This window comes from Actinophytocola sp., assembly GCF_035712165.1.
GTDB lineage: Bacteria > Actinomycetota > Actinomycetes > Mycobacteriales > Pseudonocardiaceae > DASYTH01.
Window position 1 is genome coordinate 1 of record NZ_DASTBH010000116.1, and the last position, 22,259, is coordinate 22,259.

Annotated in this window: 26 protein-coding genes and 1 pseudogene; 18 read left to right on the forward strand and 9 right to left on the reverse strand. The window is 70.0% G+C overall.

The genetic code is table 11. The annotated features are described in order from the left end of the window. Nucleotides 1-83 precede the first annotated feature (83 nt). From VFO68_RS05860 to VFO68_RS05875, 4 genes are all read left to right on the forward strand, one after another. Nucleotides 84-1,484: a hypothetical protein gene (locus VFO68_RS05860; protein WP_325157122.1), complete on the forward strand. Its 1,401-nt coding sequence runs from the start codon at nt 84-86 to the stop codon at nt 1,482-1,484. After that, the gene (locus VFO68_RS05865) at nt 1,468-2,022 is read left to right on the forward strand and encodes a hypothetical protein (RefSeq protein ID WP_325157123.1); all 555 of its coding nucleotides are present in this window, start codon (nt 1,468-1,470) and stop codon (nt 2,020-2,022) included. The genes VFO68_RS05860 and VFO68_RS05865 overlap by 17 nt, the downstream gene beginning before the upstream one ends. Before the next feature lie 435 nt (nt 2,023-2,457). Then, on the forward strand, nt 2,458-3,327 hold the full coding sequence (locus tag VFO68_RS05870; protein WP_325157124.1) for a helix-turn-helix transcriptional regulator: 870 nt from the start codon (nt 2,458-2,460) through the stop codon (nt 3,325-3,327). Nucleotides 3,328-3,350: 23 nt separating this feature from the next. Then, nucleotides 3,351-4,055, forward strand: a complete 705-nt coding sequence (locus VFO68_RS05875) for a 2OG-Fe dioxygenase family protein (RefSeq protein WP_325157125.1) — start codon at nt 3,351-3,353, stop codon at nt 4,053-4,055. Here the strand turns inward: VFO68_RS05875 and VFO68_RS05880 are convergent. After that, nucleotides 4,040-4,471 (reverse strand): hypothetical protein, encoded by a 432-nt coding sequence (locus VFO68_RS05880; RefSeq protein ID WP_325157126.1) that lies wholly within the window; start codon nt 4,469-4,471, stop codon nt 4,040-4,042. The two genes, VFO68_RS05875 and VFO68_RS05880, sit on opposite strands and share 16 nt — an antisense overlap. A 284-nt stretch (nt 4,472-4,755) precedes the next feature. On the opposite strand from VFO68_RS05880, the gene VFO68_RS05885 reads away from it, so the two are divergent. Continuing rightward, nucleotides 4,756-5,349 (forward strand): RNA polymerase sigma factor, encoded by a 594-nt coding sequence (locus VFO68_RS05885; RefSeq protein WP_325157127.1) that lies wholly within the window; start codon nt 4,756-4,758, stop codon nt 5,347-5,349. A gap of 5 nt (nt 5,350-5,354) precedes the next feature. After that, entirely contained in the window at nt 5,355-6,341 is a 987-nt protein-coding gene (locus VFO68_RS05890; protein ID WP_325157128.1) for a hypothetical protein, read from the forward strand. A gap of 106 nt (nt 6,342-6,447) precedes the next feature. Here VFO68_RS05890 and arsM read toward each other — a convergent pair whose 3' ends face one another. Continuing rightward, on the reverse strand, nt 6,448-7,362 hold the full coding sequence (arsM, locus tag VFO68_RS05895; RefSeq protein WP_325157129.1) for an arsenite methyltransferase: 915 nt from the start codon (nt 7,360-7,362) through the stop codon (nt 6,448-6,450). A gap of 75 nt (nt 7,363-7,437) precedes the next feature. On the opposite strand from arsM, the gene VFO68_RS05900 reads away from it, so the two are divergent. The 5 genes from VFO68_RS05900 to VFO68_RS05920 all read left to right on the forward strand — a co-directional run bounded on the left by VFO68_RS05900 (nt 7,438) and on the right by VFO68_RS05920 (nt 11,913). Next, nucleotides 7,438-7,806, forward strand: a complete 369-nt coding sequence (locus VFO68_RS05900; RefSeq protein WP_325157130.1) for a metalloregulator ArsR/SmtB family transcription factor — start codon at nt 7,438-7,440, stop codon at nt 7,804-7,806. Between the two features lie 17 nt (nt 7,807-7,823). Further along, complete coding sequence (locus tag VFO68_RS05905) at nt 7,824-8,228, forward strand: arsenate reductase ArsC (protein WP_325157131.1); 405 nt, start codon at nt 7,824-7,826, stop codon at nt 8,226-8,228. A gap of 112 nt (nt 8,229-8,340) precedes the next feature. Beyond that, nucleotides 8,341-9,660 carry an FAD-dependent oxidoreductase gene (locus VFO68_RS05910; protein WP_325157132.1) on the forward strand — a complete coding sequence of 440 codons (1,320 nt, stop codon included), beginning with the start codon at nt 8,341-8,343 and terminating at the stop codon, nt 9,658-9,660. Further along, a complete protein-coding gene (locus tag VFO68_RS05915) occupies nt 9,657-10,868 on the forward strand; it encodes an MFS transporter (protein WP_325157133.1) in 1,212 nt (403 codons plus the stop codon). Before VFO68_RS05910 ends, VFO68_RS05915 begins: the two co-directional genes overlap by 4 nt. Then, nucleotides 10,861-11,913, forward strand: a complete 1,053-nt coding sequence (locus VFO68_RS05920; RefSeq protein ID WP_325157134.1) for an NAD(P)/FAD-dependent oxidoreductase — start codon at nt 10,861-10,863, stop codon at nt 11,911-11,913. The genes VFO68_RS05915 and VFO68_RS05920 overlap by 8 nt, the downstream gene beginning before the upstream one ends. 57 nt (nt 11,914-11,970) lie before the next feature. On the opposite strand, the gene VFO68_RS05925 is transcribed toward VFO68_RS05920, so the two are convergent. Further along, the gene (locus VFO68_RS05925; protein WP_325157135.1) at nt 11,971-12,096 is read right to left on the reverse strand and encodes a hypothetical protein; all 126 of its coding nucleotides are present in this window, start codon (nt 12,094-12,096) and stop codon (nt 11,971-11,973) included. A 66-nt stretch (nt 12,097-12,162) separates the two neighbouring features. Here VFO68_RS05925 and VFO68_RS05930 point away from each other — a divergent pair, with 66 nt between their 5' ends. The 5 genes and pseudogenes from VFO68_RS05930 (at nt 12,163) to VFO68_RS05950 (ending at nt 18,458) form a co-directional block, all read left to right on the forward strand. After that, the gene (locus tag VFO68_RS05930; protein WP_325157136.1) at nt 12,163-13,011 is read left to right on the forward strand and encodes a metalloregulator ArsR/SmtB family transcription factor; all 849 of its coding nucleotides are present in this window, start codon (nt 12,163-12,165) and stop codon (nt 13,009-13,011) included. Beyond that, the gene (locus VFO68_RS05935) at nt 13,008-13,490 is read left to right on the forward strand and encodes a GNAT family N-acetyltransferase (protein ID WP_325157137.1); all 483 of its coding nucleotides are present in this window, start codon (nt 13,008-13,010) and stop codon (nt 13,488-13,490) included. The genes VFO68_RS05930 and VFO68_RS05935 overlap by 4 nt, the downstream gene beginning before the upstream one ends. Beyond that, nucleotides 13,491-13,739, forward strand: a pseudogene (locus VFO68_RS05940) (winged helix-turn-helix domain-containing protein); the annotation flags it as partial. A gap of 181 nt (nt 13,740-13,920) precedes the next feature. Beyond that, complete coding sequence (locus VFO68_RS05945) at nt 13,921-14,817, forward strand: S-4TM family putative pore-forming effector (RefSeq protein WP_325157138.1); 897 nt, start codon at nt 13,921-13,923, stop codon at nt 14,815-14,817. Then, nucleotides 14,814-18,458 carry an AAA family ATPase gene (locus VFO68_RS05950; protein ID WP_325157139.1) on the forward strand — a complete coding sequence of 1,215 codons (3,645 nt, stop codon included), beginning with the start codon at nt 14,814-14,816 and terminating at the stop codon, nt 18,456-18,458. The genes VFO68_RS05945 and VFO68_RS05950 overlap by 4 nt, the downstream gene beginning before the upstream one ends. Here VFO68_RS05950 and VFO68_RS05955 read toward each other — a convergent pair. Further along, entirely contained in the window at nt 18,455-18,871 is a 417-nt protein-coding gene (locus tag VFO68_RS05955) for a hypothetical protein (RefSeq protein WP_325157140.1), read from the reverse strand. The genes VFO68_RS05950 and VFO68_RS05955 overlap by 4 nt on opposite strands. 371 nt (nt 18,872-19,242) lie before the next feature. On the opposite strand from VFO68_RS05955, the gene VFO68_RS05960 reads away from it, so the two are divergent. Further along, a complete protein-coding gene (locus tag VFO68_RS05960; protein ID WP_325157141.1) occupies nt 19,243-19,500 on the forward strand; it encodes a hypothetical protein in 258 nt (85 codons plus the stop codon). Between the two features lie 29 nt (nt 19,501-19,529). Here the strand turns inward: VFO68_RS05960 and VFO68_RS05965 are convergent, their stop codons facing one another. The 5 genes from VFO68_RS05965 to VFO68_RS05985 all read right to left on the reverse strand — a co-directional run bounded on the left by VFO68_RS05965 (nt 19,530) and on the right by VFO68_RS05985 (nt 21,687). Next, nucleotides 19,530-20,114 carry a dihydrofolate reductase family protein gene (locus VFO68_RS05965; RefSeq protein ID WP_325157142.1) on the reverse strand — a complete coding sequence of 195 codons (585 nt, stop codon included), beginning with the start codon at nt 20,112-20,114 and terminating at the stop codon, nt 19,530-19,532. Between the two features lie 91 nt (nt 20,115-20,205). Then, complete coding sequence (locus VFO68_RS05970; protein ID WP_325157143.1) at nt 20,206-20,538, reverse strand: YnfA family protein; 333 nt, start codon at nt 20,536-20,538, stop codon at nt 20,206-20,208. Then, nucleotides 20,535-20,801, reverse strand: a complete 267-nt coding sequence (locus tag VFO68_RS05975) for a hypothetical protein (protein WP_325157144.1) — start codon at nt 20,799-20,801, stop codon at nt 20,535-20,537. The genes VFO68_RS05970 and VFO68_RS05975 overlap by 4 nt, the downstream gene beginning before the upstream one ends. Further along, nucleotides 20,798-21,190, reverse strand: coding sequence for a MerR family transcriptional regulator (locus VFO68_RS05980; protein WP_325157145.1), 393 nt, complete (start codon nt 21,188-21,190; stop codon nt 20,798-20,800). The genes VFO68_RS05975 and VFO68_RS05980 overlap by 4 nt, the downstream gene beginning before the upstream one ends. 35 nt (nt 21,191-21,225) lie before the next feature. Continuing rightward, the gene (locus tag VFO68_RS05985) at nt 21,226-21,687 is read right to left on the reverse strand and encodes a hypothetical protein (RefSeq protein ID WP_325157146.1); all 462 of its coding nucleotides are present in this window, start codon (nt 21,685-21,687) and stop codon (nt 21,226-21,228) included. Between the two features lie 87 nt (nt 21,688-21,774). On the opposite strand from VFO68_RS05985, the gene VFO68_RS05990 reads away from it, so the two are divergent. Further along, on the forward strand, nt 21,775-22,170 hold the full coding sequence (locus VFO68_RS05990) for a MerR family transcriptional regulator (protein ID WP_325157147.1): 396 nt from the start codon (nt 21,775-21,777) through the stop codon (nt 22,168-22,170). Nucleotides 22,171-22,259: the final 89 nt, after the last annotated feature.

Sequence of the window (22,259 nt, forward strand, 5' to 3'; positions counted from 1 at the left end):
ATCGACCGGTGGAGCGAGTCGGTCTCGTTGTCCGCGAAGGCATACTCCGAAAACGAGGACGCCGCGAAAGGGGCCTTCGGGGGATGACCATCGGCTACGACGACGTCCGCAGGTGGGACGCCGAGGCGCTCGACACGTCGGCCACCAACCTGCGTGGGCGTCGCGACAAGCTCATCGGGCTGCAGGACGAGCTCGACGACGCCAGGAGACTGCCCGACTGGCACGGAGCCGCGGGCGAGAGCGCACGCAGTTCCCTTGGCGCCACCCGGAACAACGCCGAGATCCTGATCGCGGAGCTGTCCGCCGTCGAACGCGCCCTGCAGCATGCGTCGGACGACGTGTCCGCCCTGAGGACCCGGGTCGCCAACAACGACTCCCTCGCCGACACCTACCAGTTCCGCATCGCCGCGGACGGCGCCATCGTGGACAACAAGCCCGCCGACCCCGCGCCGAGGTCGCGGGTCGAGGCCGAGGACCGCGCCGAGGCCCAACAGCATCGCGAAACCATCAGGAAGCAACTGGAACGGGAAACCAGGTCGATCCTCAACACGGCGAACAACATCGACGCCGCCCTCGCCAGGGTGATGCGACTCGCGCAGGACCGCAAGATCAGCGACCACGGCGCGACCACCCTGGCGGGCGCCCGGAAGGGCGGGGAGATCGAGGCCGGGGTGGTCGAGATGGAGCAGGCGCTGCGCGACGCCGGGTTGCTGACCGGGCCGCCGGCATCCGGCCACTACCGGCAGTGGCTCGAGAACGCCGTGCGCCGGGGCGTCTCGATCGACACGATCAAGAAGATCGCCGCCGAACACGACATCACGCCGGCGGACTTCAAGATCCTCGACGGAATGGAGGAGATCCGCGAGGACGAGGACGGCGACGGCACCTTCAAGTCGTACTTCCTGATGCCGAAGGACATCAGCGGGGACGACGCGGCCAAGGCGGTGCGGATGACCTACATCCTGAACGCGGGCACCGACTACGGCGCCGAAGGCGAGACGACCGACTTCGCACCGACCCCGTACGGATCCGAGGAGCTGCGCCGGATCGCCGACCGGCAACGGGAGAACTCCTGGAGCTACACCGAAGATGTGGGATTCGTGCACGGCAACGGTGGACGGCTGGTGACCACCCCGAACGGCATGATGATGGGCCTGGGCGGCAGCCCCATCCAGGACCAGTTCAGCCAACGCGGCGGAACCACCTGGGGCGACACGTTCATGCTGAACATCGACGACCCGAAGGATCCGGCGCAGCAACTCCGCGAGGTGGCGTCGTCGGGCCACGCGTGGTACGAAGGCGACGACGGGCCGACCCGGGGTGATCTCGACATGGATCGGTTGCTGCACCACGAGGAGCGCCACTCCCAACAATGGGCGCGCGAAGGCTACTCGGGCTTCATCACCTCCTATGCCTGGGAGCAGCTCACCGGTGGCAACGAGACCGAGGAAGACGCGGGGCTCTCCGATGGCGGATACCGTTAGCTGGCCGCGCGTCGCCTGCGCCGCCCTGCTCGTGGCGGCGGTGACCGCGGCGTGTGAGACCAAGGCGCAGTTCGCCCCGTCGCTGCCACCGGCGGCCGGGTTCCGGGTCGACGACGGCGTCCTGAAACTGTGGACCGGCACCCCGTGCGATGGCGTCACCGGCCTGAGGTTGATCTTCGACTCCGGAACCCGGGAGAGCACGGAGCAGGTGTGGACCGCGCCGCGGCCGGGGGTGTTGGTGGAGCGCATGGACCTGCTGCGGACCACCGGAGGATCCCCGGACACCGGAGGACCGCTCCAGGTCCAGAAACCGCTGCCCACGGACTACGACTGGACCAAGGCGGACTCGATTTCCTTCTCGGTCGACGGCCCGAAGGCGCACGGCGCCCGGGTCGACGTCGCCCAGGTGCTGCGCGAGTCGGCCCAGCACCCGCCCGGAAGCTACCTGTTCGGCCAGCGCGGCTGGATGGACGCCGCAGACGTCCAACGCGAGAACCAGAAGTCGTTCCTGACCGTCTGCACGCCCGACCCGAAGTGACCCCCGGCGCCGGTCATGGGCGAGCGTTGATCAGGTTCTGGGTGGTCGGGGTCGGGGCGGGTTGGGGCGTGGTGGGGGTTTCCATCCGAGGAGTGGCCATGAAGGCGCCGACGAGAGCGGCCGCTACCGCGGTGATGGTGAGCAGGCGGAGTAAGGAGCCGACTTTGAAGGTCACATACATAGGTAGGTCCTCTCTCCCGTGGACCACCTGACGATGCAAGTATGCAGCTTGGGAAGCTGTTCTTGCAATTCCCATCGCGTTGATCCCAGCATGATGTCCCAGCAGTGGCTACAGTCTGTCCAGAATGTCGGCCCTAGATAGCCACGTGAGGTCATATGGCGGGTCGAGGTACCGGTAGAGCGATGGGCGTGTAGGTTGCTGACTTGCCAATGTGGGAATCCCACGGCGGCCTTCCCTGGACGGATGGGTCGACCATGTCAGAGCAGAACCCGATCCTGCCCCGCCGCCGCCTCGCCCTGGAGCTGCGGCGGTTGCGCGACGAGGCCGGGCTGACCCTCGAGGACGTCGCGACCGATCTGCTCATCTCCACCTCCAAGCTGTCCCGGCTGGAAAACGGCCAGGGCAGCCCGCAGGCGCGCGACGTGCGTGACCTCATTCGCCACTACGGGGTGGAGAACACCCAGCTCGCCACCCGGCTGATGCGGTGGGTCAGCAGCTCCCGCAGGCAGGGCTGGTGGGCGGACTACGCCGACTCGATGCAACGTGGCCTGGACGGCTACGTCGCCTACGAGTCGGAGGCAGCCGTGGCCCGGGTGTACACCATCCCGGTCCTGCCGGTGCTGCTGCAGACCGGCGACTACGCCCTCGCCCAGTACCAGAGCATGGAGCCCTGGCGATCGCCGGACGAGCTCGACCAACTCGTGCGGCTGCGGCTGCGCCGCCAGGATGCGCTCACCGCGCGGGAAGGCATGGCGCCCCTGCGGCTCATCGCGATCACCCACGAGTGCGCGCTGCGCCAATGGGTCGGCAGCGCGCAGACCATGCGCGCCGCGCTCGACCATCTGGTGGAACGCTCCACCGAGCCCAACATCGAGCTCCGCGTGCTTCCGTTCACCGCCCCACCGTTGTTCACCAGCACCTGCATGTACGCCTACTTCGAGTTCAGTGACGCCCTCGACCGTGACGTGGTGAACATCGAGACACACGCCGGGTTCCGGCACATCGAGACACCAGAAATCGTGCATCAGTACCGCCGGCACTACGACGACCTACGCAACGCCGCGCTGTCCCCGGAAAACTCGCGTGCGCTGATCCGCGAGATCCAATCCGGGCAGTTCAGCTGATTCTGGGTTTGGAGACGACACTCATGGCCTTCCGCATTCGCGGGTCAAGGCGGGACATTGCCCACCGTGCCCGCACCAAGCTCGGGCGGGTCGGGTACGCGACGATCCGCGACGAGGACCTGGGGCTGCCGGTGTTCCACCGCAAGCAGATCAGGGACTCGTTCTTCACCCCGCAGGTCCTGCGCAGCTACCCCGACGACATTCCGGCCGACCGGCTGCGCGCCCGGGACGTGGTCCGCTACGACTGGGTCGGCGACGAGGTCAAGCTGGCCGAACACCACACCGTGGCCATCGAGGACCGCGGCGACCATCCCGGCCGGCGGGAGTTCACCCGGGCCGACGTCCTCTTCGACCCGGTGCTGAGCCACTGGATCCGCCGCGTGCTGGCCCTGGTCCCGGAATCCGACCGGCAGCTCAGCGGAACCTTCGGCCTGAACTTCTTCCGAACGTTCACCAACGTCGTCACGAAACCCCACCGGGACGGCGAGGAGTTCATCATCGTTTACGTGGTGGACAAGGTCGGCGCCGGCGCCCGCAGCCAACTCTTCGTCCCGCACGAGCCCGACCCTCATTTCGAGGTCGAGCTCAGCCCTGGCGACCTGATCATCTTCCGCGACGACATGTTCGAGCACAACGTCACCCCCCTGCTCCCCACCGGCGGCCATCCCCCCCGCCGCGACGCCCTGGTCTGCACCGTCAACTACCCGGACACCTACGACCTCGGCTGAGCTTCCCGGGCGCAGCAACAGGCCGCAACCAATGCATAGGGCACCGCGCTGAACGGGAACGTCATCATGACGTTGCTGTTCAATTCCCTCGCGTCGTCGTGGATAAACGCGAAAAACCAGACGACGGTTCCCACCACGATCACGATCAGCGCCCACGCCACCCGTCCGCCCATCGTCCGGGTCATGCCCGACGCCTCCGGCACGAGCGACGCGACCAATACCAGAAACCCGGTCACCACAACGCTGAACACGATCCCCACAACCAGCGCCGCCCCGCCGCCACCAGCCCAACCCGCGACCAGGAAAAAGGTAAACCCGTACGGCAGCAGCAATGCCCCGATTGCCCCGGCGCCGCCGATCTGCAGCAGCACCCCCAGCACCGGCCACCGCTTCGTCGATTGACTCGTCTTGGACATACCGCTACGTTCGCACACCGCACGCGGCCCACGAATGAGTAAATGTACTTCAACAATGGCCTGATCGCGGCCTGGATGTACTACTCGGGCGCGTTTCACAGTGCCTGCCGAACCCCAAGCCAAACCGGCCGGAGGCCGGCGCCTGCCGCGCCGGCCTCCGGCCGATCTTGGGGTGGCGCCGGCGTGTGATCGGGAACGGCCGTGAACACTGCCGGGCGGTTCGGCGAAGGAGGGGTGAGAGTCCCTGACGGCGAGAGGCAGACGATGACCGGAATGATCCCAGGATGACCGCGGCGGCCCGGATGTCTCCAGCGTCGGACACCGACGCCGCGATCATCGGGCGGTCCGTTCGGGAACCCGAGTGCTTCGCCGTGGTGTTCGACCGCTACTACGCACAGATCCACGGCTACGTCGCGCGACGGCTGGGCCGGAGCCTGGCCGACGACCTGGCCTCGGAGACCTTCCTGACCGCGTTCGCTCTTCGGCACCGGTACGACCTGGCGCATCCCGACGCGCGGCCGTGGCTGTACGGGATCACCTCGAACCTGATCGCCCGGCACCACCGCGCCGAACAGCGGCGATACCGGGCCATGGCCCGGACCGGCACCGGCGAGACCAGCGAGGGTCACGCCGACGAGGTCGTCGTCCGGCTCGATGCCGTGGCCCGCCGGGGCCCGCTCGCGGCGGCGCTGTCCGAGATCTCCGACGGGGACCGGGACGTGCTGCTGCTGGTCGCCTGGGCCGAACTGACCTCGGAGGAGGCCGGCCGGGCGCTCGGGATCCCGGCCGGGACGGCACGTTCCCGGCTGCACCGGGCGCGCCAGCGGATCCGGGCCGCGCTGGACCGCACCGACGACCGTGACCACACGAGAGGATGACCACGATGAACGATCTCACCGATCTCAAGGACGCCTGGGCCGCACCCGACCCGCCGTCGCCGAGCGCCCGCCTGGCGGCCAGGGCCGCGCTGCAGCGGGAGATCGACGCCGCCCGCGCTCCGGCACCGGTGCCACGGCGGCGCCGCGTGCGGCTGGGCTGGCTCGCCGGCGGCACGGCCGTGGCCGCGACAGCAGCGGTCGCCGTCGCCATGGCCCTCGGTTCAACACCGCCGACGCAACCGCAGCAGCCGGGCGGCCAGGCGTCCGGCCCGCCGGCCAGCGAACTGTCCGGCCCGCAGGTCCTGCTCAACGCCGCTGTCGTCGCCCAGTCCCAGCCGGCGAGCACCGGCGCCTACTGGCACGTCATCGAGCAGGTTCCGGGGCCGGAGTCCCCCAAGCCCATGCATACGCTCAACGGGTGGAGCTCGCGCGACGGGATGCACTACGGCATGTCCGAGGGCGACCCCGGCGCCTACCGCTACCGGATGGACGTTGGATTCTCGGCAGGCGCGTCCCTGCTGACCTTGGAACAACTCGAACGGCTTCCCACCGATCCCGACGCGCTGAAGGCGTGGATGACCGACTCCTACCTCCACCCATACCAACATCCAGGGCGGGAGCGACCCGTGGAGGACATTCCCCCTGGTGAGCTGTCCATCCGGGTCGCCGACGGCCTGAGCCGCCTGCTCTGGACGGTCCCCACCCCGCCCGCGGTCCGCTCCGCCGCGCTGCGCGCGCTGGCCACCATGCCCAACGTCACCAACCTCGGAAACACCGATGACGGTCAGGTGCTGCGGCTGACCTTCGAACCACCCGCCGCCGACAAGTTCCCCGGCGGCAAGCTCCCACCCGGCTCGGGCCAGATCACCCTGGTCATCGATCCCGAGACGTCGATGCTGGTCAGCTGGACCGACTACCAGGGAACCATCAAGGTCCTCAAAGCCGCCTGGACCAACGACGCTCCGAAGATCATCCCAATCCCGACCAGGTGACCGGACAGTCGTCGGGTGTCGTCGGCGAGGACCGCGACGCCCGACGACCGTCTACTTCGGACCGATCGGCGAGGCCGCCTAAATTCCTGAATGCCCGGGATTGGGTTCAGTCTTGGCAGGCGCAGCCGGCGGCGGTTTTGGCGTCGGTGACGGTCACCGTCGGGTCGGTGGCGTGCTCGGCGGGGGTGCAGCAGGCGGTGACCCCGCAGCATGCCGCGGCGTCAGTTGCGGGTGTGCTCGCGGTGCTGGGGTCTGGGGTGGCGGTGGTGGGTTTGGTGGCGCGGATGATGGCGGAGTGCATGCCGTCGGCGACCTGATGGGTGGGGGTGATGGCGATGTCGGTGAATCCGGCTTCGGTCAGGCCGGCACGGTACTCGGCCATCGAGAGGGCGCCGGCGATGCAGCCGACATAGCTGCCGCGTTCGGCGCGCTGCTCGGCGGTGAGGGTGTCCTCGGCGACGACGTCGGACACGCCGATCCGGCCGCCGGGGGTCAGAACCCGGAAGGTTTCGCGGAACACGGCGGGCTTGTCGACCGACAGGTTGATCACACAGTTGGAGATGACCACGTCGATGGTGTTGGCGGGCAACGGGATGTTCTCGATGGTGCCCTTGAGGAACTCGACGTTGGTGGCGCCGGCCTTGGCCTGGTTGGCCAATGCGAGGGCGAGCATCTCGTCGGTCATGTCCAGCCCGTAGGCCTTGCCGGTGGGGCCGACCCGCCGGGCGGAGAGCAGCACGTCGATCCCGCCACCCGAGCCCAGGTCGAGCACCCGCTCCCCCGCGCGGAGTTCGGCCACCGCGATCGGGTTGCCGCAGCCCAGCGACGCGGCGACGGCGGCGGTCGGCAGCTCGTCGCGCTCGGCGCCGGTGTAGCGGGTGGCACCGAAGTTGTCCTCGGCCTCCACGGCCGTCGAACCGCAGCAGTCGTTGGCCACCTGACCCTCGACCACGGCGGTGGCCGCGGCGGCGTAGCGGGCCCGAACGGTTTCCCGCAGGTCGGTGGTGGTCTGCTCGCTCATGGGTCGTCTCCCCGTTGTATCGACATCCGTCGATGCAACTTTGCGCCATGGTTCGAGATCTGTCAATATAGAGCCATGTCGAAGCAGGCGTTGCCGAGCGCGGGGTGCTGCACGGATCTGAGCTCAGCGCCGCTGTCCGAGCACCGGGCCGTCGAACTGGCCGCGGCGTTCAAGGCACTGGGCGATCCGGTCCGGCTGCGACTGCTGTCGATGATCGCTTCCCAGGCGGGCGGCGAGGTGTGCGTGTGTGAGCTGACCCCGGCTTTCGACCTGTCCCAGCCGACCATCTCCCACCACCTCAAGGTGCTGCGGCAAGCCGGCTTGATCGACTGCCAACGCCGCGGAACCTGGGTGTACTACTGGCTCGTGCCCGAGACCACCCGCATGCTGGCCGCGCTGCTGACTCGGCCGGACGGGGACCGGGCGATGGCGGAATTGACCTAGCCCTGCCGGAGGTGGCGGTGTCCCACTCGCCCGAGGTGCTGTTCGTGTGCGTGCACAACGCGGGTCGCTCCCAGATGGCCGCCGCGTTGCTGCAGCACCATGGCCTGGGCCGGGTGACCGTCCGCTCGGCCGGCTCGCAGCCGGCGGAGCAGGTCAACCCGGCGGCGGCGCAGGCGCTGGCCGAGTGGGGGCTGGACATCACCGCCGAGATCCCGTCGAAGCTGTCCACCGCCGACGTCGCGGCGGCCGATGTGGTGATCACCATGGGCTGCGGGGACACCTGCCCGGTCTTTCCCGGCAAGCGCTACCTCGACTGGGATCTCGACGATCCCGCCGGAGCACCGGTGGAGCGGGTCCGCCCGATCCGCGACGACATCGACCGCCGGGTGCGTGCCCTGCTCGCCGAACTCCTCGACACCTGATCCCACCGGCGCGAGCATCGATGTGAATCGATGGTTGCATCGATCGGTTTCGATCGATAGAGTTGCCGCCACAAGCCTGAATCGAAGAGTATCGAAGTAAGGATGTGGCGGGATGGGCGAGTTGCCGGTGGTGGTGGTCGGGGCTGGGCCGACGGGTTTGGCCGCGGCGGCGGAGTTGCTGGAGCGAGGGCTGGAGCCGTTGGTGCTCGAGCGCGGCGAGCGGGCAGGGGCGGCGGTGGCGCAGTGGCATCACGTGCGGTTGTTCTCGCCGTGGTCGGAGTTGGTGGCGCCGGCGGCCGGTCGGCTGCTGGCGGCGACCGGGTGGCAGCGCCCGGCGGACGAGGGGTATCCGACCGGCGCGCAGTGGGCCGAGCTGTATCTGCGGCCGTTGGCGGCGGCGTTGGGTGCGCGGGTGCGGCTCGGGGTGGAGGTGCTCGGCGTGGCCCGGCGGGGCCGGGACCGCATCGTCGACGCCGGCCGGGACAGCGAACCGCTGACCGTGCGCGTGCGCGGCACCGCAGGCGAGGAGCGGATCACCGCCCATGCGGTGATCGACGCCTCGGGCACCTGGACCACCCCGAACCCGCTGGGCGGTGACGGGCTGCCGGCGATCGGCGAAGGCGCCGCGGCGGACCGGATCGGTTACCGGGTGCCGGACCTGACCGACGCCGCGGTGCGGGCCCGCTACGCCGGGCGGCACGTGGCGGTGGTGGGCAGCGGGCATTCGGCGTTGACCGCGCTGGTCGCGCTGACCGGCGTGGCCGGTCGGATCACCTGGGTGCTGCGCCGCGGCGGAGTGGGCAACGCCTTCGGCGGCGGGGAGACCGACCAACTGCCCGCTCGGGGCGCGCTGGGGATGCGGGCCCGGCAGGCCGTGGATTCCGGTGCGGTGCGGGTGCTGACCGGCTTCCGCACCGAGGCCGTGGAGCGGGACGCGGCCGGGCGGCTGGTCCTGGTCGGCCTGGACGGCCGCCGCCTGGACAGCGTGGACGAGGTGGTGGCGTTGACCGGGTTCCGGCCGGACCTGTCCTGGCTGTCCGAGCTGCGGCTGGACCTGGACGCCACCTTGCAGGCGCCGAGGCCGCTCGCGCCGCTGATCGACCCGAACGTGCACTCCTGCGGCACGGTCTATCCCCACGGCGTCAAGGAGTTGGCGCATCCGGAGCCGGGGGTGTTCCTGGCCGGGATGAAAAGCTACGGCCGCGCCCCGACCTTCCTGGCGCTGACCGGCTACGAGCAGGTCCGCAGCATCGCCGCCGCACTGGCCGGCGACCACGCCGCGGCCGAGCGGGTCGAGCTGACCCTGCCGCAGACCGGGGTGTGCGGCGGCGCCGGTCTGTTCGACGAATCCGCCGACAACACCGACGGGGGCTGCTGCGCGCCCGCTGCGGCAGAACTGCTCACCCTGTCCGGACCGGCCGCGCGGTCGTGACCGTAGCGGCCGCACCCGCCGCGCCGGACCAGACGGTGGCGCGGCGGGTGCTGATCTCGTTGTGTGTCACCGAGATCACCAGCTGGGGCGTGCTCTACTACGCCTTCCCGGTGCTGACCGGTGACATCACCGCCGCAACCGGATGGCCGGTCACCGCGGTGACCGCCGCGTTCTCCCTCGGGCAGATCACCGCCGCCGTGGTCGGGATCGCGGTGGGCCGGGTGCTGGACCGGCGCGGCCCGTGCGCGGTGATGACCACCGGCAGCGTGCTCGCCACGACGGCGCTGGTGCTCATCGCCACCGCACCCACCCTCGCCGCCTTCACCGTGGGGTGGATGCTGGCCGGCGCGGCGATGGGCGGCGTGCTCTACCCACCCGCCTTCGCCGCACTGACCCGCTGGTACGGACCGGGTCGGGTACGGGCGCTGACCACGCTCACCCTGGTCGCCGGACTGGCCAGCACCGTGTTCGCCCCGACCACCGCCCTGCTGGCCGCCCACCTGGACTGGCGGCAGACCTACCTGGTGCTCGCCGGAATCCTCGCTGTCATCACCATCCCCGGCCACGCCTGGGGTTTGCGGGGACCGTGGCCGGCCCACCCGCACCAGTCCCGGAAAGTGGGCGGGGCCGGCGCCATCCGGCGCAGCCGCGCGTTCCTCGCCCTCGCCCTCGCCGCCACGATGACCGGCTTCGCCGCCTACGCCGTGGTGATCACCCTCGTGCCGCTGCTGACCGAGCGCGGCCTGTCCACCACCACCGCCGCGGTCGTGCTCGGCCTCGGCGGCGCCGGCCAGGTCCTGGGCCGGCTCGGCTACCCGGCCCTCGCCCGCCGCACCAGCGTGCGCACCCGCACCGTGCTGATCGTGGCCGCCACCGCGGCCACCATCGCCCTGCTCGGACTGCTCACCACGCTGGCAGCCCTGGTCGTGGCGGCGGTGCTGGCCGGCACGACCCGCGGCCTGTTCACGCTGCTGCAAGCCACCGCGATCACCGACCGGTGGGGCACCGTCCACTACGGACAACTCACCGCGGTGCTGTCCGCCCCCGTCACCCTCGCCGCGGCCCTGGCCCCCTGGGCCGGCGCCGCCCTGGCCACCCGGCTCGGCGGCTACGCGCCCACCGTCCTGGCCCTGGCCGCGCTCACCGCCCTGGCCGCGGTCGTCGCCGCCGCCAGCATTCCCCGAACGGAGACCACCCACCATGACTGATGCGATCGTCGTCGGCGGCGGCCAATCCGGGCTGGCCGCCGCACACGCCCTGCGCCGCCGCGGACTCCAGCCGATCGTGCTGGAAGCCGGGCCGGAACCGGTCGGGTCCTGGCCGTCCTACTACGACAGCCTCACCCTGTTCTCCCCCGCCCGCTACAGCGCCCTGCCCGGCCTGCCGTTTCCCGGCGACCCCGACCACCACCCGCGCCGCGACGAGGTGGTCGACTACCTGCGCGGCTACGCCAAAACCCTCGATGTCGAGGTGCGCACCCACCACCGGGTCACCACCGTCGCATCCGACGGGCCGCGGCTTGTCGTGCACACCGACACCGGCGCGGTGTTCACCACGCCGGTGCTGATCGCGGCCACCGGCGGGTTCGGCCACCCGCACCGTCCCGCGTTGTCCGGACTGGACACCTTCCCCGGCGCGGTGCTGCACGCCGCCGACTACCGCGACCCCACCCCCTTGACCGGGCAGCGGGTGATCGTGGTGGGCGGCGGAAACTCAGCGGTGCAGATCGCCACCGAACTCGCCGCCCACGCCCGCGTCAGCCTGGCCACCCGCCGCCCGCCGCGATTCGTCGCGCAACGCCCGTTCGGTCGGGATCTGCACTTCTGGCTCAATACCACCGGATTCGACCGCCTGCCGGTCGGAAGGTGGGTGCACCACCCGCCCACAGCGCCGGTGCTGGACACCGGCACCTACCAGGCCGCGCTCGCCGCCGGAAAGCCCGACTCGCGCCCGCTGTTCACCCACCTCGACGGCACGAAGGTCGTCTGGCCGGACGGCACCCGCGAACACGTCGACACACTGATCCTGGCCACCGGCTACCAGCCCGACCTCGACTACCTTCGCCCGCTCGGTGCCCTGTCGGCCACCGGCAACCCCCTGCACCGGCAGGGCATCTCCACCACCCACCCCGGCCTGGGCTACCTCGGCCTGGACTGGCAACGCACCCCCGCCTCGGCCACCCTGCGCGGCGTCGGGCGCGATGCCCACCGCCTCATCCCCCAACTGAGCCGGCAACCGGCGCGGCAGCCGTGACCTCGGCCCGGGCCACGCCCGTGGTGGTCAGCCAGGTTCCGACCACGTTGGCCGCGATCACCGGCGCTCGCCGTCGTCGGTGACGATCATCACCTCGAACCGCCCGTCCTCCCCGGCACCGCCCGCCACCCAGCTGGCGTTGAGTTCCCGCGCTTGCCGCGTCTGTCCACTCGCACCGGGCACCGCGTCCTCCCCTGTATCGACGTGGGTCGATTGACGCAATGATCGAGCCATGTCGATAATCAGGACATGACCACCACCGCCCCGGAGGGCCTGCTCGCCGCGCGGGACGCCACCACCTACGCCGAGTGGTTCGCCTGCCTGGCCGAACCCACCCGGGTGCGGCTGCTGCACGCCGTCGCGATCGCCGGGCGCGCGGTCACCGTGGGCGAGCTCACCGAGCAGCTCGGCATCAGCCAATCCACCTGTTCCCACCACCTCCGCAAACTCGCCGACACCGGCTTCGTGCGCCTGCGCAAAGAAGGCACCGCCACCCTGGTGACGGTCAACCCCGCCTGCTGCACCGGTCTGCCGCACGCCGCCGACGCCGTCATGGGTGTGCTCGCTCCCCGCTCCTGCCAGCCCGCCGAGCCGCGCGCCGAGGTCACCATCCGCGCGCTGGACCCCGACGACTGGGCCGCGGTGCGCCGCATCTACGCCGAAGGCATCGCCACCGGCGACGCCACCTTCGAAACCGAGGTGCCCACCAGGTCCACTCTGGACGCCAAGTGGCTGCCCGACCACCGCTGGGTCGCCGAGATCGACGGCCGGGTCGCCGGCTGGGCCGCCGCCACCCCGATATCCCCCCGCGCCTGCTACGCCGGCGTCGCCGAAACCTCCCTCTACGTCGGCGACGGATGGCGCGGCCGGGGCATCGGCAAAGCCCTGATCCACCACCAGGTCAGCGCCGCCGACGCAGGCGGTCTGTGGACCCTGCAAACCGGGATCTTCCCCGAGAACCGCGCCAGCCTCGCCCTGCACCACGACGCCGGGTTCCGCACGCTGGGCGTGCGCGACCGCATCGGCCACCACCACGGCCGCTGGCGCGACGTGATCTTCCTCGAACGCCGCCGCCCCGACAACCCGCCCATCCCATGAACATCATCGTCGACGACCTGTCCGGCCCCGCCATCGCCGCCTTCCTCGCCGAACACCTCCAGCAGATGCGCGCCATCACCCCACTGGAAAGCAAGCACGCCCTCGACCTGGACAGCCTGCGCCACCCCGACATCACCTTCTGGGCGATGAAAGACGGCCACGACATCCTCGGCTGCGCCGCCCTCAAACGACTCGACCCCACCCACGCCGAGCTCAAATCCATGCGCACCGCCCCGGACCGCCAACGCAGCGGCATCGCCACCCGGCTGCTCACCCACGCCATCACCGAAGCCACCCGCCAGGGCTACACCCGCCTCAGCCTCGAAACCGGCTCCGCCGACTTCTTCCACCCCGCCCGCAGCCTCTACCAGAAGTTCGGCTTCACCTTCTGCCAGCCCTTCGCCGACTACAAACCGGATCCGCACAGCGTCTTCATGACCCGACCATTGACGGACGGCGCATTGTTCAGCATTTCCTGAGACCCGACCCGCAGCCGGATCCTGCTCGCGCTCCGCGAGGCACCGGCCTACCCGGCCGACCTCGCCGAGGCTCTCGGGGTGTCGCGCACCAACCTGTCCCACCACCTGGCCTGCCTGCGCGGCTGCGGCTTGGTCGTCGCGGTGCCGCAAGGCCGCCGGACCCGCTACGAGTTGGGTGATCTGCTCGGCCTGGTGCTCGCCGCCGACCCGCAAGCCTGCCCGACCGCCGCGACCGAGGAATGCTGCTGATGGCCGCGCCCTGAAACTTGGCGAACCCTAGCGACGATTCCCGCAGTTCGGCGTCCTTTCATGCGGGTCAGGCGTGATCATTGAGGCGCGAAAGTCGAGTACGGCGAGGAACTCATTGTGTCGCCGGACGTATCCAGCGTGTGACACTCACCGCGGCGACCTGCACGCGCGGGAGGGGTCAGTGACGAGCATCCGTCGTATCACCGACCGGCAAGACGGCGTCCCGGCCTTGCGTCTGCTCAAAGCCATCGCCGTGGCTCACTCCTACAACCAGCGGGCGCAGGCGCTGAGCTTCGGCGTCTCGATCGCCCTGGCTGTCGCCGGCCTGCTGACCGGGCCGGGTTCGAAATACGGCACCGCCGTCGCCCTTGGTGGCACTCTCTGGGCCGCGATCTACAAGATTGTCATGGCACGTTGGGCCGAACGATACCTAGGGATCGCCGCGACGCTTCAGGAAATGTTCGACGCCGACGTGCTCGGCCTGCCGTGGAACCGCGTTGCGGTCGGGGACCGTATCGGCGAGGAGGAGGTGAGCCGACTCAGCCGGCGCTTCCGCGGCGACGAGGATCGGCTGCGGGGCTACTACCTCGTGGCGAGCGCCGCCGCGCCCTACGATCTGCTTTTCTGTCTGGAACAGAATCTGGCCTGGGGCTCCCGGATCCGGCTCCGCTTCGCCCAGATGATGCTCGGCATTCTGGTGCTGTGGTCCGCGGCGGGCATCCTGTTCACCGTCACAACCGGCGCGAAGGTGAGCCAACTGGTCATCGGGTGGTTCGTTCCCTCACTCGGCCTGCTGCTCCTGTGCCTGGAGATGTACCGCGTCCAGATGGCCAGCACCCGGGAGCGGCTGCGCGTTCTCGGGTTGGTGCGCGCGGTCATCGACGACCCCTCGTCGCCGGTGATTGCCAGCCCGGCCGTGTTGACCCTCTTCGCCCGTCAGGTGCAGGACACGCTGTATCACATGCGGCGACTCCAACCGCGCCTGCCGGCCTGGTACTTCCGGCGTTACCACGACGAGGACAGATCCGATTTCCAGGTCAAGATGCGGGAGTTCGAGGGACGGTTTCCCCGGTCATGACCGCCCTGGAGGAACTGACCCGCGTGTTCGAGAACGCGACGGTCTCGTCCGCGATCATCGAGTCGCTGCTCGACCACGACCTCGAGATCCGCAGCCGCACCATCACGGCTGTCCGCCACGGCTACACCGGAGCGAGGCTGGCGAAGGCGGAGCTTGCCTACGTGAAGGGGAAACCCAAGCCGCGTTGGTGCGTGATCAAATTCTGCCCGCCGGGGCCGGCGCACCATCGGAGGGAGGGTGAGCAGCACGTTGCGGCCTTGCGGCAGTCACCCGAAAAGTTCCGCCAGCGACATCTCACCGAGATCGTCTTTCCGGAAATTCGGTGTCCACCGGACGCCCTCGTCATCGTCCAGTCCATGGCCGACGGCGATCCGCTGGGGACCGTGGGCCTCGACCAACTCGCGGGCACGTGCAAGGTGATCTGGGACAAGATTTTCAAGGGATGGGCCTGTCGCAACTTCGACAGCAAACATTCGACGCTGGCGGAACTGCTCGAGTCCGAACTGGGGCACAGCTTCCGGACCGGAGGCTGGCTACGAGACTGGGCGCGACGGCGCGGTCTGCTCGAGCCCGCCTGGCTGGACCTGCCGGACGAGGTGGCGCCGCTGCCCAATCCGTGGCGGCTGTTCGCTGATGACTCGCCCGCGACCCAGAAGGAGGTCCACTATCTGGTGGGCCGGACGCACGGCGATCTGCACGGAGACAACGTTCTCGTGCCGGTGCGCGACGGGACCGTCCACCCGGCCGACTTCCGGCTGATCGACCTGGCCACCTACCACGAGAAGGCACCGCTGAGCCGGGATCTCGCCACCTTGCTGGTATCGCTCTGCTGCGGCGAGATCGGGGCCAGTTCTTCGTACAGCCGGTCGACGTTCCTCGCCTACCTGGAGCGCGACTACCGCGACGCGCGCCTCGACGGCGGCATGCTGGGCGACGTGCGAGAGGTCATTGACGCACTGCGCGAGCCAGCGCTCCGGTTCGTCCAGAAGAACTGGGATTCGGCGCTGTGGAACCAGCAGTTGAAGGTCTCCCTCCTCGCGCAGGCGATGCTGCACACCGCGTACACGTCGGGCACGCCGGATGCGCGCCGATGGTGCTCGCGGCTGGCGGGCCGGCTCACTGGGGTCCTACTCGGGCCGGTTGACCCGCAGGCGGGCCAGCCGATGCCCTTCGATGCCGGGAAGGTCATCGGAGCGATCGGCACAACAGCGGCACCGACGACCCCCCGGCCGGTGCCGGACGGAACCGTCTTCGTCGACCGGACGGGCCAGCGGAACCACCTCCGCGTGGTCCTTGAGGACCAGTTCACCTCCGTCATCGTGGTCAGCGGCCCGCCCGGGATCGGCAAGACCGCGCTGGTCCGCGAGGTGCTCGCCGACCTGGGCTGGCCCGACCCGGATGTCGAGAGCTCAGCCGTGCGCTGGCACGACGCCACGCCGTACGGGGAGATCGGGGTGCCGACCCTGATCGAGGACATCGAGCCGGCCGGGTCGGATCGAGTAGCCGGTCCGTCCGCGCGAGCACGTCTGGAGATCGCCCTGGACGCCCTCGACACGGCCGGCAGCCTTCGCCCGGTGATCGTGATCGACTCGGCGGAGAACCTCCTCGACGAGGGACATGTCCTGCGTGACTCGGAACTCGACCTGGCGCTGGAGGCTGTGCACGGCCGGATGCGCGCACTCGTCAAGGTCGTCCTCGTGACCCAGCACCCGCCGCAGACGGCGATGGGTGTGTCGTGGCCGGGGACCGCCTGCTCGATCCGCCTCGACGGACTCGAGCCCCCGTCGCTGCACGAGCACTTCGCCGTGCTCGATCCCGCCAACAGGTACGGTCTCGCCGGCTTGGCAGATAGAGAGCTGTGGGACATTCACCGCCTCCTGGCCGGCAATCCCCGGCTCGCCGAACTTCTCCATGCGGTGCGAAGCTGCGATCCGCCCGGGCTGCAGGCTTGGGAGGTCGGACCGTGGCTGTCCTCTGTGGCGAGCGAGGTGCATCAGCGCCTCGTGCACCGGTTCGTCGACCACCTTCCGGCAGAACAGCAACTGGTGGCGAAGGGCCTGGCGGCCCTCGGCATCCCGGTCCCTACCAACGCTGTCATCGCCGTCCTGGAGCCGTACCTGCCCGGGGCGCGGATCGAGCCGGCCCTGCGAGCGCTCGTTGCGGCCCGTCTCGTCCTGGAGCGCCGCGACGGCCGCCGATACCTGCGAAAGACCGAGATCGGTGCGGTCCTCGGTCACTCTGGGCGTGACCGGCACGCAGGCGAGGGCCAATCCCCGACTCGGCGCGACCTCGTGCTGGGGGCGGCCAAGGTTTTGGCGCGGATGAAGAAGGACGACGACGACATACACGGCATGGTGGACCTGGACATGCACTTCGCACGGGTCGACGCCTGGCTCCGGGCCGAAATGTACGAACGGGCGCACAGCGTCATCGAGGACCTGGACGACCTGGTGCGCATCTGGGGCAGTGGCGCGGAACTGCGCGCCCAGCGGATAGCCGTGCGTGGCAAGCTCGGCGACGACCGGGAGGGCGAGATGGTGAACCTTGCCGGTCTCGCTGACATCTACTCCTACAGCGGCGACTTCCGATCGGCGCTGGACACCTACCGAGCCGCGCTCAACATCGCCAAGGAGGAGCAGTACCGCACGGCGATGCGCCAGATCTACATCGGCATGGGCTCCATGTTCTGGGAATACGATCGCCTCGCCGATGCGGAGCAGCACTACGGGTGGGCGCTGGCACTGGCCGCCGAGGACGACGGCGATGACGGCGACGACGACGACGACGATGACGACGACGATGACCTGCAGGGTGACCGTGCTGCCGCTTTGATCGGTGTGGCCGACTGCCAGCAGCGGCGCGGCCACTATGGACCCGCGGTCACGGCTGCTCACGATGCCTTCGAAGCCGCCAGGGAGGCCGACCCCGGACTGGCGTTGGACGCGGCGCTTCGGCTGGCCCGCTGGTACGCCGAGCTGGACCAGCTCCCGAACGCGCAGGCGATGCTGACCAGGTGCGAGGAGCTCATCCCGGCGCATCCCGCTCCCTCGGCGCGGGCGGAGCTGCTCATCTCGACCGCCGACCTGTACCTCTACCGGGACCAGTACCGCGATGCGCGGGGGGAGGCCGAGCATGGCGTCGGCGTCGCACGCGACCACCGGGATCCGATCAACCTGCGGCGGGGGCTCACCACGCTGGCCCTCATCCACGTGCACCTGGAAGATCTCCCGGCGGCCCACAAAACCATCGAGGAGTCCGCCCGTTACCGGGTGGCCGGCCGGGAGACCGTGGAGCTCGCGCTGCGGGCGATCATCGCGCACCGCTGCGGCCTGCGGGCCACCGCACGGGACCTCTTCCGGCAGCTCCACCACGAGGCGAGCGAACGAACTCGGGCCGACAGCAACGACCTCCCGGCCTGGGACTTCACCGGGATCGCCCGGTGCCACTCGGTCCTTCTCGGCGAGAGTGAACCCGCGACGGCGCTGGAGGCGTTCCGCCGGGCACGGCCGGAGACGGCCGAGCCGACACCCGGGCTGGACGACCGGTTGAGATTCATGGTGGAGACGCTGGCCGACGGCGATCCACGGCTCGCCCCCGTGCTCACGGAGCTGGCCCGGTTCCGGCTGGGTCGCAGCGGTTAGCCCCTGAACCAGCCCTCCTCGTGCGCCAGGACGATGGCATCCAGCCGGGTACTGACACCGATCTGGCGGTAGAGCGCCCGGAGCAGCCGGTACATCGCGCGCTCGGAGTAGCCGGTGTCCGAGGCCAGCCGGGACACGGTCCAGCCGCCGGCGAGCCGCCGCAACCAGTCGACCTGCTGCGCCGAGGGAGCCGAGCGGCGCGGGGGCAGCCCGCCGCGCTCGGCCACCAGGAGGTCGGCAACATCGGCCGGCATGACAGCCGCACCGTCCAGGGTCGCGGACACCGCCCGCTGCAACGCCGGCACCGTCGCCGCGCGTGCCAGCACCGACCGGGCGCCGGCCCGCATGGCCCGCACGCCCAGCGAGGAAACGTCGTCGGAGGGCAGCGCGACGACGAGCGGGCGAGGCCGCACGCGACATACCGCTGTCAACCGGTCCAGGTCCGCCGCGGAGTGGAGCGTCAGGAGCACCATCCCGCCCGGACGTTCGCGTAACCAGGTCAAGGCGTCCGCGGGCTCCTCCACGACATGCCCCAGGCTCGACAACGCCGCCGCGACGCCATGCCGAAACATCGGCAAGGGGTCCAGGACCGCGACATGAACGGCCACTGTGCCCCGCACCTCCCTGTAGCCGCCTAACTACCAGCGGGAACGGCAGCCGACAGCTTAGGACGGGGCAGGGATCTGCCATCGGACGGTCACGCTTGCGCAGGATCGGTCGTGGACCGGCACGACTCCACATTCCTAACGTCGAGTCATCCGACGGCGCTGGGGAGGTGCCTTGCGTGGTCTACCACGACAAGTCTGGTCGCCGCGTTGTTCGGCGGGTCCGGCGTGGTAAAGCACCGGCCGACCCCGGACTCGACGACGCCAAGACCCAGTACATCCTCCAGGCCGCCGCAGACTGTCCGGGGTACACGCCGGACGAGGTGTATGCCGAGATCCGCGATGTCCGGGGCCGCCACGACATCACCAGGGCCATGGTGCATGCCACCCTGCCCGGGAGTCGCCGCACACCCGCGCGGCGGTGGTTCAGACGTTGACGCCCGACCGGGGCTAGTAGGGGCCGGGTTCAGGCATGCCGGGTTGGCCGGTAGCTGAGCTCCTGGATGTGGCCGTCGAACGTTCGGCTCTCGATCAGTTCGAGGTCGAAGTCGGCCGCACCGTGGAAGATCGGCTCGTCTCCGGTCTGGCCGGTGAGCACAGGGAAGATCGTCAGCTGGACGCGGTCGACCAGGCCGGCGGCCATCAGCGCTCGGTTCATCGACATGCTGCCGTGCGAGCGCAACGGCACCGGGGACTCCTGCTTGAGCCGGGCGACGACCTCGACGGCGTCACCGCTCACCAGGGTCGCGTCCGGCCAGTCGAGGGGACCGTGCAGGGTGGTCGACACCACCGTGGTCGGCATGGTCCGCATCCGGGTGTTGATGGGGTCATCCACCAGGGACTGCTCGGCGTCGGGGCCGAGCAGCTGCACGAACTGCCGGAAGGTGTTGGCGCCGAGGACCAGGCGCTGGTCCTGGTTGTACTGCGCGAGTCGGTAGTCGAGAAACTCGGGCCCCTGCTTGCCCCAGTAGCCGCCCCAGTCGCCACTGCTGGTGTAGGAGGCGTAGCCGTCGACGGTGGAAAAGACGTCGAAGGTGTAGGTCGCGGTCATGATGTTCTCCTCGAATGTGGTTATGCGACACCCTGACCACGAACGCGCTCAAGGCGATCCGACACCACCGCGAGAAAATTCAGATCGGGGTCTACCGGCGAGGTCCGTACATGATGATCGCGACGCCGAGCAGGCACAGGCCGGCGCCGAGGTAGTCCCACCGGTCGGGGCGGAACTTGTCGACCAGGACGCCCCAGGCCAGGGAGCCGGCGACGAAGATTCCGCCGTAGGCGGCCAGGATCCGGCCGAAGTGCGGGTCGGGTTGGAAGGTGGCGACGAACCCGTAGGCGCCCAGCGCGAGCACGCCGGCGGCGATCCAGAGCAGGCCGCGGTCCTCGCGCCAGCCCTGCCAGACCAGCCAGGCGCCGCCGATCTCGGCCAGCGCGGCCAGGACGAACAGCAGCACGGACCGGACCACGGTCATACCGGGCGGGTCAGCTCGGCTGTCCGGTCCGGGACCCGGCAGGCCCGCCGGCGGCGCCGCCGCAGCCACAACACCCCGGCCCCGCCGAAGGCGACCACGGACAGGGCGATCGAGACCACCTCGACCACGCCGACCACCGCGGCCAGCGAGCCCGCCACCCCGATTCCGCCGAGCAGGGCGATCAGCGGCACCGCGCAACACACCCCGCAGGCCACCGCCGCCGCGAGCCCGGTCCGCTTCCACCACCGGTCCGCCCGGTTCACCGGACCGCCCCGGACATCGGGCGGGTCAGCCGCACCGGCACCGGCCCGGGCGGGGCGGCGACACACCCGCAGCCCGGCCCGCACACCGCCACCGGCGCCGGCGCACGCAACTCTTCGTGCACGCTGGTCAGGTGCGCGGTGAACGCGGTCAGCTCGGCGCACACGCCCTGCTCCCATGCCCCGAGCAGCTCGCGGATCTCCTCCAGCGGCAACCCCAGGTGCTTGGCCGAAGCGATGAACTCCAACCGGGTCACCGCCGCCTCGCCGTAGACCCGATATCCCGACCCGGTCCGCTGCGCCGGCAACAGCCCGGCCTGCTCGTAGAACCGCAACGTCGAGGCCGGGACACCGGTGCGCCGCGCCAGCTCCGAGATCCGATAGGTGCTCACGGCGCCGACACTAAACGTTCGACCCGACTCGAAGGTCAACCCCCGACCCGATCCGACACCACACCGGCGGTCTGGACCCGGTGCACGGTGCCGGCGGCGTCGGTGGTGAAGACCACGCCGCGCGCGGCCAGCCGCTCGGACAGTCCGTCGAGGGACTCGACCAGGGTGTCGGGCAGGGCGTAGTACTCCTCCAGGATGGCCCGGGCCGCGCCGTTGTCGGTCACGGCGGCGTCGTAGCGCACCTCGTCGCCGTCGGTGGTGATGTCGAAGGCGAAGAAGGCGCAGCAGGCCTTCTCCCGCGCGGCCAGGTCCCGCAGCCACGCCTCGATGCCGGGCTCGGTGCGGAACCGGAACCGGATCCCCGCCGCGGTGCGTTCCCGGCCCAGGTAGGCCGCGTGGGTGAACAGCCGCCGATACTCGGCCAACCGCTCAACGTCGGTGTCGGGGGCGTCGGTCATGTCGCACACGATCGGGGTGGACGCGTCCGGGATCTGCATGGCTGGGCTCCTTGTCGCTGGTCTTGCGTTGACGTTCAACCGGACTCTAGAGTCTGGACCAGGGTCCAGAGTCAAGAGGTGACGCGGGTGAAGATCGGACAGGTCGCCCAGCAGGCCGGGGTCAGCGTCGACACGGTCCGCTTCTACGAACGGCGCGGCGTGCTGCCCGCGGCCGGTCGCAGACCCTCCGGGTACCGGGTGTTCGACGAGTCCACAGTGGATCGGATTCGAACGGCGAAAGCCTTACAGGACATGGGCTTCACCCTCGACGAGGTCATCGACGCCCTGCACGCCCACGACACCGGCGGCGCCACCTGCGACAGCGAACGCTGGCGCCTGCAGGCCGTGATCGACCGCATCGACACCAAAATCGCCGACCTGCAACGCGCCCGCCGCCACGCCCAGGACATCCTCCACGACTGCCAAACCGGCCACTGCCAACTCAACCTCCAACCCGCACACCCAGCCGATCAACAACGCTGACCCGGCTTCCTCCTCAGGCCGGCCCAGCGCCCCAGCACCACTTGAGTGCCACGTCTTGAGGTCAGTTAGGAGCAGGATGTCCACCGCAG